Here is a 12,450-nt window from a genome sequence, read left to right on the forward strand (position 1 = left end):
GTTGAAGTTTAGCTCTTTCCATCCTTTATATAGATAAAGTTGCAACAGGTCTGAACGGCGCGCTTTTGTTCAGACCTTTTTTTATGTTTCACAGCTTAAAAATAAACTTTAATTTATATTTCTTACATAAAGATAGATTGTTTAAAACATAAACAATTGTTTATAAAACTAATTTTTTCGCCTAACTTTTTAGGTATGAATATATATGCAATCGGTTTTGGACAAAAATAACGCATTGGGTCATTGTTTACAAAAATTTGGACGGTTTCACAAGCAGGAGGCTTATCGTGAATACAACAGATTCAGTAAACATCAATACGGTGGTTGATAACGCGAAATTTACGCCATTTCACTGGGGCGTACTTTTATGGTGTTTATTAATTATTATCTTCGACGGCTATGACCTGGTTATTTACGGGGTGGCTTTACCACTATTGATGCAGGAATGGTCACTTGGTGCGGTAGAGGCAGGGCTATTGGCCAGTACCGCGCTGTTCGGGATGATGTTCGGTGCCATGAGTTTCGGAACGCTCTCCGATAAACTGGGCCGAAAAAAGACCATTATGATCTGTGTGGCCATTTTCAGTGGCTTTACCTTCCTGGGCGCTTTTGCCAGTAACCCGATTGAGTTTGGTATTTTACGTTTCCTTGCCGGTTTAGGTATTGGCGGCGTGATGCCAAACGTGGTGGCACTGATGACCGAATACGCACCAAAACGGATTCGGAGTACTCTGGTTGCCGTGATGTTCAGTGGCTATGCCATTGGCGGGATGACCTCTGCCTTGTTAGGTGCATGGCTGGTGGCAGATTATGGCTGGAAAATCATGTTCTACCTAGCCGGTACACCATTATTGCTGTTACCGCTGCTGTGGAAATTCTTGCCAGAATCCCTGATGTTCCTCACTAAAAAAGGTGAAACAGAACAGGTCCGCACCTTTGTACAAAAAATTGCTCCAGAACAGAATATTGCGCCAAATACCCAGTTTGTGCTGAATGAAGTGATGGCCGGTGATGAAGCCCCATTACGTGCACTGTTCCAGCAAGGTCGTACCTTCAGTACCTTAATGTTCTGGGTTGCGTTCTTCATGTGTCTGTTAATGGTCTATGCATTGGGCAGCTGGTTACCAAAACTGATGATTCAGGCCGGTTATTCACTCGGTGCAAGTATGCTGTTCCTGTTCGCGCTGAATATTGGCGGTATGGTCGGTGCAATTGGTGGCGGTGCCTTGTCAGATCGTTTCCATCTGAAACCGGTATTGACCATTATGTTCACCGTGGGGGCAATTGCGCTAATCCTGCTTGGCTTTAACAGTCCACAGCCAGTGCTGTATACCTTAATTGCCATTGCCGGTGCAGCCACCATTGGATCACAAATTTTACTATATACTTTCGTCGCACAGTTTTACCCGACTACAGTACGTTCAACCGGTATGGGTTGGGCCTCTGGAATTGGCCGGATCGGCGCGATTGTCGGGCCTGTGCTGACTGGTGCACTGCTGACTTTAAACCTGCCACACCAGATGAATTTCATGATGATTGCCATCCCTGGTCTAATTGCAGCCGTAGCGATCTTTATGGTAAATCTGAAAGTCTCGGTAGATGGTGCCAAAGCCAAGCAGGAAAGCTTCGCCAACAGCAATGTCAAAGCAGTCAAAAGCTCTGCACATTAATCTCTGAGCAAACCGCTAGCTTGAGTTCTTCAGGCTAGCCAAACTTTAAAACAATGAAACTTTGTCAGGAACGACAAAAACGGATAGTCACAGGATAAGTGTGCCCATGAAAACAATGATGATCAAACCTTTAGTAATTGCTGTCGGTTTAACAATGAGTGTAATGGCCAATGCGCAAAGCAGCCAGGAAGTTGAGCAGCTTCGTCAGGAAGTGCAACAACTGAAAGCACTTGTTCATCAATATGCTCAACAAAATCAAACGGTTCAAGCGAATTTAAACCAACTTGCCAATACTGCGGTACAACCACCTGTTGCACAAAAAGCCAGCACTGAAAAGCGCGGCTTGGGTATGACGCTGGGTAATGCTGAATTTAACCTGTATGGAAACGTCCGTATGGATGGTTCTTATCAGGTTGAGGGCAGTAGCCGAGATTTGCCATATAACCATATTAATGCCGTAGCGTTAGAAGGCAATAATGAAAGTAGTGATCGTTTAAGATCAACGCTTTCTGCTACACGTTTAGGTTTGGATTTCAAAAGCCCTGTGGGTGATCAAGACGTAAAAGGTAAAATTGAAGTCGACTTCTTGGGCGGTTCAAATTTTGATAACTTACGTATTCGTCATGCTTACTTAAATTATGGCAACTGGTTAATTGGTCAAACTTGGTCAAACTTTGCGGTACCGGATTATATGCCGGAAACAGTCGATGCTTTGGCCTATGCCGGTGGCGCAGTTAAACGTACCCCGCAAGTGCGTTATACCGCGAAATTCAGCCCGCAAACCAATCTGGTGGTGGCTGCTGAAGACCCAAAAGATAACAGCATCACCCAGCGTTTACCGGCTTTAACTGCGCGCTTAAATCATCAGTTCGCCGATAACATGAGCGTGAGCGCACGTGCCATGGGCCATGAAAAACGCATCAATTCTGATGAAGAAATGGCGTGGGGTGTGGGCTTGGGTGCTAAATATGATGTGACCCCAAGCACGACTTTAAAAGCAGACTACTACCATGTGAAGGGTGATAGCAGTTTTGTGTCTTTTGCCAATACCGGCACCATCCAGGGGGCGAATGGTCTGGAGCAAAGCGAGTTTGATTCGATTACTGTCGGTCTGACCCAGAAGTTTAATGAAAAACTTCGCGGCACAGTGGGTTATGGCTATATGAGCTTTGATCAGGATGCTGATTATCTGGCAGCGACTCCAGCAGATAAACGAACTGGCGTTAACAAAGACTTATGGCAGGCATGGGCCAATGTCTTCTATAGCCCGATCAAGCCAGTTAGCTTAGGTCTGGAATATGTCTATGGTGAGCGTGAAGCAGTAGTCCCTGCGGCCAATGGCAGCAAAACAGGTGAAGACAACCGTATTAATATGGTGGCCATCTATAACTTCTAATTACACGCTATAGATTAAAAAAGCCGGAAGGACACTTCTGGCTTTTTTGTTTTTAGACTTTTTTGGACTTAAGTCTAATGTGGGGGACAATTACAGCAAAAATATCAGGCATTTTCACCGAGTCTGACAAAAGCATACGACATTTTCATGAAAAATCCTGCGCCTGCACAAAAGCAAATCAGAACAATAAAACTTCTCCCATCGAAGTTGGGACCGAAAAAGTGCAGAATCTTGTCAGACAAAACCAGCTAAAACATAAGGAAAAGACAAGTTTTGTCCTGCATTCACATGGAATCGAGATCATGAATCTATATAGTGGGCATGAACATTAAAAAAAGAACATCCGTTCACTGAAAAAATCATGAGGCCGCTATGAGCACTTCTGTAGAGTATAAACCCGAGTGGATTCGAGAAGATTTTATTGATTTTATTGCAGAAAAAATAAATCCAGTCTGGGCATTGAAAAAAGTCAAAGCCTGCGTTGTTGAAATTCAGGCATTAAGTCCAGACTTTTATAAAATTCATTTACGTCCCAACCAGAATTTTCAGGCACAGCGTTTTCAGGCCGGACAAAGTATTCTGATCACGCTGGCGATGAATGGGGTCCGCCAGCAGCGCAGCTATTCCATTGTCACTTTGCTCGATAACGGCGATGTGATTCTGGCCATCAAACGGCAAGGCAAAATGTCCAATGCCTTGACCCGGTTACCGGCAGGGGCTGTGGTGGAGCTGTCCCAGCCGCAGGGCAATTTTGTGCTGCCGACACAAGTTCCATCTTTATGTTTTATTGCATCGGGCAGTGGGATTACCGCCATTTATTCCTTATTACAAAAAGCCGTGGTCAGCTCGACCCAGCCGATAGACCTGCTGTATTTCACCCGGGATGATGCCTTCCATGCCGAAATTAAAACCCTGGCGCTGATGTATCCGCATTTTAAATATCATCATTTTAATACCGTAGAACAGCATCAGCATCTGTCTTTGAGCTTACTGCAAAACACGGTCGAGCAACTGGGTGAGCGACATATTTATGCTTGTGGTTCAGCCTCGATGATGCAGGCCGCCCAGCAGATTTGTCAGCAGCTGGATTTAAGCGAGCAGTTTCATTCCGAGTATTTTCAAATGACCGCAGATGAAACTCTGGAGGCGCAGCCGGTGCAGTTCTTGCGCTCGCAGCAGGATTTTCAGGCCAACAGTAATTTGCTGGACAGTGCCGAAGCCGCCGGGTTAAGACCGGCCCATGGCTGTCGCATGGGTATTTGCAATACCTGTTCCTGTACCAAAGTCAGCGGCAGCGTGCGTAATCTGCTGACCGGTGAAATTAACCATAACCATAATACCCAAATCAAACTTTGTGTGACGCAGGCAATCAGTCCTGTCGTGATTAACTTATAATCTGGAGGGAACATCACATGAATATGCCTGCCGCGTTACATCCGAACAGCAAGTCAAAATATTTAACCGAGGCTCAGATTCAGGAATTTGGTGCCAAAGTGGAAGCCATCCGCCGTGAAGTCATGGACAATCTGGGGGAAAAAGATGCCCAGTATATTTATAAAATCCGTAATTTTGTCCGCTATAGTGAAATTGCCTCACGTGGGATGCTGATGTTTGGCGGCTGGATTCCGCCAGTATGGTTATTGGGGACTGGTTTACTCGGATTATCCAAAATTGTTGAAAATATGGAGCTGGGTCATAACGTCATGCATGGCCAGTTTGACTGGATGAATGATCCGACCCTGAACGGTGCCAGTTATGACTGGGACACCATTGCCACCGGAGACGACTGGAAATATACCCATAACTATATTCATCACACCTATACCAATATTGTCGACAAAGACCACGATGTCGGCTATGGCTTGCTACGGGTTAGCGAAGCACAAAAATGGGAACCGCGTTTTTTGATGAATATTCCGCTGGCCATTCAGCTGATGGTATTTTTTGAATGGTATGTGGGGCTGCAACGTCTGCATTTAGAAGATGTACTGGTTTATAAAACCAAAACCTGGAAACAGGTCTGGGATGAAGCGGCCGGTTTAAGAAAGAAAATGCGCCGTCAGGTGGTCAAAGATTATGTCTTTTTCCCGCTGCTTGCCGGGCCAAATGCCATTCCGGTTTTTGCCGGCAATGCTGTCGCCAATGTGATTCGCAGCCTGTGGGCATCCGCGGTGATCTTTAACGGCCATTTCACTGAAGATGCGGAAAATTTTGAAGCCGACAACACCGAAAATGAAAGCCGGGCTGAATGGTATATCCGCCAGATTCGCGGTTCGAGTAATTTTAGTGGCACCCAGTGGCTGCATATTTTAAGTGGAAATTTAAGCCATCAGATTGAGCACCATTTATTTCCGGATATGCCGGCCAACCGTTATGCCGAAGTAGCGCCAAAAATTAAAGCGCTGTGTGCAGAATATGGTATTCATTATAATGAAGCCAATTTTATCCAGCAGTTTTCCAGTGTCTGGGTGCGTCTGGCCAAGTGTTCGGTGCCAAATCACTGGCAGGACAAAATCGGGCAGGGCGGTCACCTGATTCGTACCTGTCTGGCCCAGCTGAAAGCCAAATTCCGGTAACAGCAGATTTTAGCCAGCTTTTATAAGACCAGAAGATAAGATGTCTTTTGGTCTTTTTTATTTTGCATAACTGCTGCATTTTTTACTCAAGACTCAAACTTGAGTGCAACAGCGCTACAGGAGCATGAGCTATTTTTACAGAAAAACGCCCGGTCTTGCCGATTATGTAACTGAATTATCTTTATAAGTTTCTGATATCTCTGCGCTTTATTTTTGAGCAGCTGGCAAGTTAACGTGGTTTAACAAAACTGAACTATGGTGATTTTGGCGAATCTCCTAAGCTGGTTTGAGTGAAAAATAATGGAAAATAACAAGATGTCAGTTGTCTCTCAGAACAGTTATCGCCCCTTAAAACTCGAACGACAAAAAAGCTATCGGGAGCTGTTTCATTTCTTTCTGGATGAAAGCACGCCAGCACCAGAAAAAGAAAAGCTTTCGGCCCAGCTTTTACAGCGCGAGCTTCACCAGATAGATCCCCCATCTATTCCTTTACCCGATGAGCCAGTCCAGATCAAAGACTGGCTTTTTCAGCAGAATATGCAGAATTGTGAACGCTATCAGCAGTATTTAAGCCGGCGTCAGGCTGGTGGTCAGCGTGAATACTTTCAGCATGTAGCAGCAGCCTATGACTTTCTGGTGAAAGTCGCGCCAGTAAAATATGTCGATGGTTCCTGGCTGTATAGCACCTTAAAACATTGGTCTGATCCGAATTTTCAGCATCTGATTATGATTTATCTGGAAGAGCTGGGCCTCGGTTCAGCCAAAGCCAATCACGTGTCGATGTATCAGCAATTGCTCAGCAGTCTGAATCTGCAAGATCTGGTCGAAGGACTGGAAGATGAATACTATTATCAGCCCGTGGTACAACTGGCGCTGGCCTATGCGCCGCAGCAATATCTGCCGGAAGTGATTGGTTTTAATTTAGGCTATGAACAGTTGCCGTTGCATTTGCTGATCAGTAATTATGAACTGGCCGAGCTGGGGCTGGATCATCAGTATTTTAATGTGCACATTACCATTGATAACCTGGACAATGGTCACGCGCATCGTTCAGTCGCTGCGCTGGAATATGCCTATAGTCAGGCCGCCAATAAAACAGAGTTTATTGAAAAACTGAAACGTGGCTATGCCCTGAATGATGTTGGCCTAGGCTCTACGGAAATTATTAAAAACAGTGATTTAACCCCGCTAATTGAAAAGATTTTCAAGAAAAAAGCTGTAGTCGGCAAGCTGATTCATAATAACCGCTGCCGCTTTGCTCAAGCATCGGTGAATGAATGGCTCAGCAATGACCAGAAAGTGGTCGAGTTCCTTCAGGTATTACAGGATAAACAGTGGATTAAACGCGGCCAGCATCCGAGTGAAAGCCGCTTCTGGCAGCTGATTCACAATGAAGAAGGCAAAATGTTCGGTGTATTTTCAGTCGCTGAACAGCAGATTATTTATGACTGGATTGCTCAAGCCTATACCGAACGCCGTGCGCCGTTCAAAGCCATAACGCCAGTGCAGCAGGCCGATGATTATATTGTCGATTATTTCAATTCCAGCGAACAGCAGGCCTTGCAGCAACAACTGAAGCTGGCGCGTAACGCGGAAGAAAAAATCAATCTGCTGTTGCCTTACTTGGCGCCGCATCAGCATCATAATCCCACTGGTTTATGGGCCACGCGTCAACTGACCCAGTTTTTATTCCCGCAGGCGCTGCAGCAGATTCAATAAAATCTGATGATCTACTTGTCATCACCTAACAAAATGCTAATCCTAAGGATTGGCATTTTTATAGAAGTTTAAAAGGGTTCCAGCAGAACAGAAGGGCATTTAGTGAGATTTCTTTTTACCGCCGCCATCCTGTTTATTGACGGTAGACCAGCCAATGCGTTCTGCTTCTTCTTCGGAATGGCCTCGCTCTTTTTCCGATTCAATAATATGGCGGGCCTGACGTTTCTGCTTGTCGGTATAGGCCGACTTATCACCTCTAGACATCAGTTTCACTCCTGTATAGATCTGCATGTTTCAATAAAACTCAAAATGTTATCTACATTGCTTGTGTGCCTTTAAATGCCGTTAACCATTGACAATAGTACCGCCATTGACATGAATCACCTGACCGGAAATATAGCTGGCTTCATCGGAGGCTAAAAACAGATAAGCCGGCGCAACTTCACTTGGCTGACCCATGCGGCCCATGGGGGTATCTTCACCAAAACCTTTTAGCTGTTCTTCATCAAAACTGCTTGGAATTAACGGCGTCCAGATTGGGCCGGGTGCGACACCATTCACCCGAATCCCGGTTTTATTTTTTAGCAGGTTGGTCGACAGGCTACGGGTAAAAGCGGTAATTGCCCCTTTGGTGCTGGCATAATCAATCAGCTCATTATGGCCCTGATAGCTGGTGATACTGGTGGTATTGATAATACTGTCACCGGCCTGCATTTGAGGAATCAGCAGCTGGGTCACATAAAACAGCGGGTAGAGGTTGGTTTCAAAGGTTTTATGCAGCTGTTCGGGATTAATATCTTCAATGGTTTTTTGTGGATATTGCACAGCAGCATTATTGACCAGAATATTAATATGCGGAAACTGCTGCAAAGCCAGATCGACCATCTGCTGCACTGCCGCATGTTGGCGCATGTCACACTGAATCAGCAGACATTGACGACCTTCCTGCTCAACCAGTCGCTTGGTGTCTTGCGCATCCTGATCTTCTTCTAAATAGGGAATAATAATATTGGCACCTTCGCGGGCAAACAGCACTGCCACGGAGCGGCCGATGCCGCTATCACCGCCGGTAATTAAGGCCACCTTGTCTTTGAGTTTTTGACTGCCCTGATAATTGCTTTTAATAATTTCAGGTTCGGGCGTCATTTTATATTGCACACCGGGCTGATGCTCCTGTTTCTCTTGCGGAGATGGGCTGTCAGGATAATGATTCATGGAGTTCTCCAAATTTTAGGGTCGATTTATTGTTTTGCTCAATCAGATGAAATCGTTAGCGATAAAAAAGCACGAGTCTGGGCAGATCGTGCTTTTTAGAAGTTATACCGCTTCCCACTGACGGGTGACTTCTTCAGAATTCTTGTTCAGGATAATCTGGTTGCCACGAATTTCTTCCACCCAAGAGATCGGAATGTAATGGTGCATCCCATCGCCAGAATCCTGCTTGGTCAGTTTGATTTTATCGCTGCCTTCCAGATGATCGACCGTACCGACATGGGTGCCGCATGAGGCAATAACTTCGCTATGTTTCTGAATGTTATTTAAATTAATATCAGCCATTTTTATTACTCCAATTCAGATGAAATAAATATCTCTATTTAATTTAAACGCCTCAAAGAGATAAAAATAGCTTTATTTAAAATCGAAACAACTCCGCCATAGAGTATAACAATTCACTACATGCAGATATATATTACACATTATGAAATATCTAAATGATTGAGGCTAAATTTAAATAATTAAAGCTATTGTTATATTGAAATAGATGAGTTGAGATAATCAAAAATCATATATTTATAAATCTAATTTTATTATTTTTAAATAAAAATTATAAACTACAGAAGATCTCTAGCTACTTATTGGTTTAAACGCTTAATCCTGAAACAGCTAGCTGGTTGAGCGGTCGGAATAATCAAAACTGAAAGGGCAGGGCTGTGTATCTGTATGTAAGCCAATTTTCAGGCAATCACTAAAACTCATTAAACTGATTGAATAAAACAATCAACCTATTAAGCATTTGTTTTTAAATGATTATATAAAAATATTGCAGCTGGAATTTTTCAAAAAAATGAGAAAAATGAAGTACTTTTTGTCATTACAAAATTGTTTGTAAAATAGACAAAAAAGGGCTGTACAGTGCTGTGAATTGTGTATAATTCCGCCAACAAAAGCCCCTGCAAGTTTATAGATTTTTCTATAAGTGTGCAGGGGTTTTTCTATGGACAATTTTTTGGAATGGGATGCCCTGTTTTTAGAAGGTGGCACATACATGTTGTTTTCCAAAACCACAGTCGTCGATGCATCTGCCCAGCTCAATGCACAAGGTCTGGCAACCAAACTCAGCTTTTTTGGTCTGGGTTTAAGTACGGCATCTTGGGCACCGCTCATTCCATTTGCACAACAACGTCTTTCTTTAAACCATGCAGACTTTGGCCTGTTGCTACTCTGTATGGGGATTGGATCGATGCTGGCCATGCCTGCGGCCGGTCTGTTAATCCAGCGTATTGGCTGCCGTATTTTAATCGGGATTGCGCTGGTTGCAGCGATGATCATTTTGCCGTTACTGACGGTATTTGGTACTGCCTTAAGCATGGCAATTGTGCTGTTTATCTTTGGGACCGCGGTGGGTGCATTTGGGGTGGCCATTAATTTACAGGCGGTGATTGTTGAAAAGAACAGCCTGAAAAATATGATGTCCAGCTTCCATGGTATGTGCAGTCTGGGCGGTTTACTTGGTGTGCTGACTGTGACTGTGCTGCTGTCATTGGGTGTTTCACCGCTAATGAGCGCTTTAATCATGAGCGCGGTGCTGGCCTTTATTGCCATTCTGGCCGTTCCCAACAGCCTGTCTGAAATTGAGAAAAAATCAGACACAGCCCCAGAAGACACCGCACCATCAGCGAAGCAGAAATTTCGCCCAAGCCCGATGATTCTGTTAATTGGTTTGGTCTGTTTTATTGCCTTTTTATCAGAAGGCTCAGCAATGGACTGGAGCGGGATTTATCTGGTCAGCAACTTTGGGATGGACGCTTCTTTTGCCGGTCTGGCCTATACCTTCTTTGCCATTACCATGACCATCGGCCGTTTTTCTGGACGTCGCTTACTAAGAATGTGGGGCGAGAAAAACATCATCACCTATAGCGCGCTGTGTGCGGCCTTGGGTCTAGGGATTATTGTGATGGCGCCGCACTGGGCAGTAGTCCTGCTGGGCTATGCCTTACTCGGTTTTGGCTGTTCCAATATTGTGCCGGTGATGTTCTCCCGTGTTGGCCGTCAGAACATTATGCCTAAAGCGGCTGCTTTATCGCTGGTATCGACCATTGCCTATAGCGGTTCATTAAGTGGCCCGGCGCTGGTCGGTTTCTTAAGTGAAGCCATTGGCCTGAGCACCGTCTTTGCGCTGGTGGCCTTATTGCTGCTGTCGATTGCTGTCTTAAACCGCTTTACCCAGGTCGACTAAATCGGACATTCAGCTACTTATCTGTGTCTTCCTTTTCGCCAGTCAGCGCTCACTGACTGGCTTTTTTTATATTTAAGCCGCAATTCATAAGACAATGAAAGTGAAATCAAGGGACTAAAGAATATATTTAAAAATTATGGACTCTATTTAAATATTTTTTATTATTAAGAAAATAAACCACTTCATCTTAACGCGTCTATTATTTCATTTTGTAAATAAAAACAGCTGAAATATAAAGATGGTAAAAAATTAAAAAAGATATTTAAAAGAATAAAATTTTACTATTTTAAATACAGCCTGTTAATTTTTTAAAATAAAAAAGACCTGCTACATTCCAATGATCTGAAACAAAGCGCGGCTGTTTATCTTAATTTTCACTCTTATCTTAAAAGAGTCGCAACATAGACAATCAAAATAAATAACAGGAAGGGTGAATCATGGCCAATACACGTAATGAGGGTACTTCAAATCGTGGATTTGCGAGTATGGATCCAGATGAACAAAGAGAAATTGCCAGTCGTGGTGGGCGCGCAGCCCATGCCAGCGGCAATGCGCATGAGTTTACGTCAGAAGAAGCACGCCGTGCCGGCGCCAGAAGTCATATAAACGATGACAATCGCCGTGGTCGCAACCGCGATGACGATGATGATGACGATCGCCGTGGCCGCAGCTCATCTTCCAGCACGCGTAAACGCGACCGTTATGGACGCTTTACCTCGGACTAGTACAGCTTGCTAAAAAACATAGGCTTAATCTGACCGGATAAAACAGCAATCGTTTTTGTCCGGGAAGATTAAGCCTATTTTTATGGGGGAATGAATGTGGTTTTGATCTTTACTTGATCATCTTTATGAATAAGGTAAGCGCAGATTTTTGTGATTGCTTAGAGTTTTAAGCTCAACACAAACTCATCTTAATAGGATTTATACGGCAAAAATTTCCCGGATAGCACCACATTTACCCGGTCGCCATTTTCATGGCTTTCCCGTTGAATATCTATACTAAAATCAATTGCGCTCATAATCCCGTCGCCAAATTCTTCATGAATCAGCTCTTTAATGGTAGAACCATAGACATTCACCACTTCATACCAGCGGTAAATTAAAGGATCGGTCGGAACGCTGGTTGGCAGAGAGCCTTTATACGGCACAATCTGTAACCAGGCCACGGCTTCATCACTCAGGTTAAATATCTGACCAATTTTTTCGGCCTGTTCCTTATTCAAGGCCATTTGCCCCAAACAGGCTGCCGTCACCCATTCTTTGGATAAACCAATTTCCTGCGCCACACTGGACCACTGAATATTGTTCAGTACCTTGGCAGATAAAATCATGTCTGTCACTTGTTGGCGGTGGCTAATCATATCTATTTCCTCAACTGCTTATGGCTAAAACACTGAGAAGGGAAAAGCACAATGTATGCCAGCTTAAAATCAGCTCAGATCTTGAATCTGACCATGGCGTAAATTCATCTTTCACCAAAAGTTGGTACGTTCCTTGCTGTATCTCCACTGAACTGATGGCAATGACGCCATAAATTTTTAAAACATGTTAGATGATTCAGGCAATGGCGCCTAAGACGTGAAAGTCGTCTTGGGCGCTTTTTATTTGCAAATCATCTCACCGCTAAATT

At 44.1% G+C, this 12,450-nt stretch carries 10 protein-coding genes and 1 pseudogene; 7 read left to right on the top strand and 4 right to left on the bottom strand.

Annotated features, from left to right (window positions below; translation table 11 throughout):
* Positions 1-287 precede the first annotated feature (287 nt).
* From FTT64_RS10940 to FTT64_RS10960, 5 genes are all read left to right on the top strand, one after another.
* Entirely contained in the window at positions 288-1,670 is a 1,383-nt protein-coding gene (locus FTT64_RS10940) for an aromatic acid/H+ symport family MFS transporter (RefSeq protein ID WP_005178072.1), read from the top strand.
* 106 nt (positions 1,671-1,776) lie between these two features.
* Positions 1,777-3,066: a DcaP family trimeric outer membrane transporter gene (locus FTT64_RS10945; RefSeq protein WP_104470194.1), complete on the top strand. Its 1,290-nt coding sequence runs from the start codon at positions 1,777-1,779 to the stop codon at positions 3,064-3,066.
* A gap of 372 nt (positions 3,067-3,438) precedes the next feature.
* Positions 3,439-4,461 (top strand): ferredoxin reductase, encoded by a 1,023-nt coding sequence (locus FTT64_RS10950; RefSeq protein ID WP_180182380.1) that lies wholly within the window; start codon positions 3,439-3,441, stop codon positions 4,459-4,461.
* A gap of 17 nt (positions 4,462-4,478) precedes the next feature.
* Positions 4,479-5,642 carry a fatty acid desaturase gene (locus FTT64_RS10955; RefSeq protein ID WP_373685942.1) on the top strand — a complete coding sequence of 388 codons (1,164 nt, stop codon included), beginning with the start codon at positions 4,479-4,481 and terminating at the stop codon, positions 5,640-5,642.
* 315 nt (positions 5,643-5,957) lie between these two features.
* A complete protein-coding gene (locus FTT64_RS10960) occupies positions 5,958-7,361 on the top strand; it encodes an iron-containing redox enzyme family protein (RefSeq protein ID WP_227554615.1) in 1,404 nt (467 codons plus the stop codon).
* Between the two features lie 99 nt (positions 7,362-7,460).
* Here the strand turns inward: FTT64_RS10960 and FTT64_RS10965 are convergent, their stop codons facing one another.
* From FTT64_RS10965 to FTT64_RS10975, 3 genes are all read right to left on the bottom strand, one after another.
* Positions 7,461-7,625 carry a hypothetical protein gene (locus FTT64_RS10965; protein ID WP_016658124.1) on the bottom strand — a complete coding sequence of 55 codons (165 nt, stop codon included), beginning with the start codon at positions 7,623-7,625 and terminating at the stop codon, positions 7,461-7,463.
* A gap of 81 nt (positions 7,626-7,706) precedes the next feature.
* The gene (locus FTT64_RS10970; protein WP_227554616.1) at positions 7,707-8,588 is read right to left on the bottom strand and encodes an SDR family oxidoreductase; all 882 of its coding nucleotides are present in this window, start codon (positions 8,586-8,588) and stop codon (positions 7,707-7,709) included.
* A 90-nt stretch (positions 8,589-8,678) separates the two neighbouring features.
* Positions 8,679-8,918, bottom strand: coding sequence for a DUF2171 domain-containing protein (locus tag FTT64_RS10975; RefSeq protein WP_104471337.1), 240 nt, complete (start codon positions 8,916-8,918; stop codon positions 8,679-8,681).
* Between the two features lie 658 nt (positions 8,919-9,576).
* On the opposite strand from FTT64_RS10975, the gene FTT64_RS10980 reads away from it, so the two are divergent.
* Together FTT64_RS10980 and FTT64_RS10985 are read left to right on the top strand one after the other, a co-directional pair.
* The gene (locus FTT64_RS10980) at positions 9,577-10,818 is read left to right on the top strand and encodes an MFS transporter (RefSeq protein WP_016658127.1); all 1,242 of its coding nucleotides are present in this window, start codon (positions 9,577-9,579) and stop codon (positions 10,816-10,818) included.
* Between the two features lie 437 nt (positions 10,819-11,255).
* Positions 11,256-11,522, top strand: a pseudogene (locus FTT64_RS10985) (KGG domain-containing protein); the annotation flags it as partial.
* A gap of 209 nt (positions 11,523-11,731) precedes the next feature.
* Here the strand turns inward: FTT64_RS10985 and cynS are convergent.
* Positions 11,732-12,181 carry a cyanase gene (cynS, locus tag FTT64_RS10990; RefSeq protein ID WP_180182384.1) on the bottom strand — a complete coding sequence of 150 codons (450 nt, stop codon included), beginning with the start codon at positions 12,179-12,181 and terminating at the stop codon, positions 11,732-11,734.
* Positions 12,182-12,450 lie beyond the last annotated feature (269 nt).

The sequence above is a fragment of the Acinetobacter sp. Q186-3 genome, assembly GCF_013420655.1.
GTDB classification, from domain to species: Bacteria; Pseudomonadota; Gammaproteobacteria; order Pseudomonadales; family Moraxellaceae; genus Acinetobacter; species Acinetobacter indicus.

What these genes read in the sequence shown, in the direction of transcription:
- cynS (WP_180182384.1), bottom strand. Translation starts at nt 12,181, where the DNA reads ATGATTAGCCACCGCCAACAAGTGACAGACATGATTTTATCTGCCAAG.
- FTT64_RS10960 (WP_227554615.1), top strand. Translation starts at nt 5,958, where the DNA reads ATGTCAGTTGTCTCTCAGAACAGTTATCGCCCCTTAAAACTCGAACGA.
- FTT64_RS10980 (WP_016658127.1), top strand. Translation starts at nt 9,577, where the DNA reads ATGGACAATTTTTTGGAATGGGATGCCCTGTTTTTAGAAGGTGGCACA.
- FTT64_RS10965 (WP_016658124.1), bottom strand. Translation starts at nt 7,625, where the DNA reads ATGTCTAGAGGTGATAAGTCGGCCTATACCGACAAGCAGAAACGTCAG.
- FTT64_RS10955 (WP_373685942.1), top strand. Translation starts at nt 4,479, where the DNA reads ATGAATATGCCTGCCGCGTTACATCCGAACAGCAAGTCAAAATATTTA.
- FTT64_RS10950 (WP_180182380.1), top strand. Translation starts at nt 3,439, where the DNA reads ATGAGCACTTCTGTAGAGTATAAACCCGAGTGGATTCGAGAAGATTTT.
- FTT64_RS10975 (WP_104471337.1), bottom strand. Translation starts at nt 8,918, where the DNA reads ATGGCTGATATTAATTTAAATAACATTCAGAAACATAGCGAAGTTATT.
- FTT64_RS10945 (WP_104470194.1), top strand. Translation starts at nt 1,777, where the DNA reads ATGAAAACAATGATGATCAAACCTTTAGTAATTGCTGTCGGTTTAACA.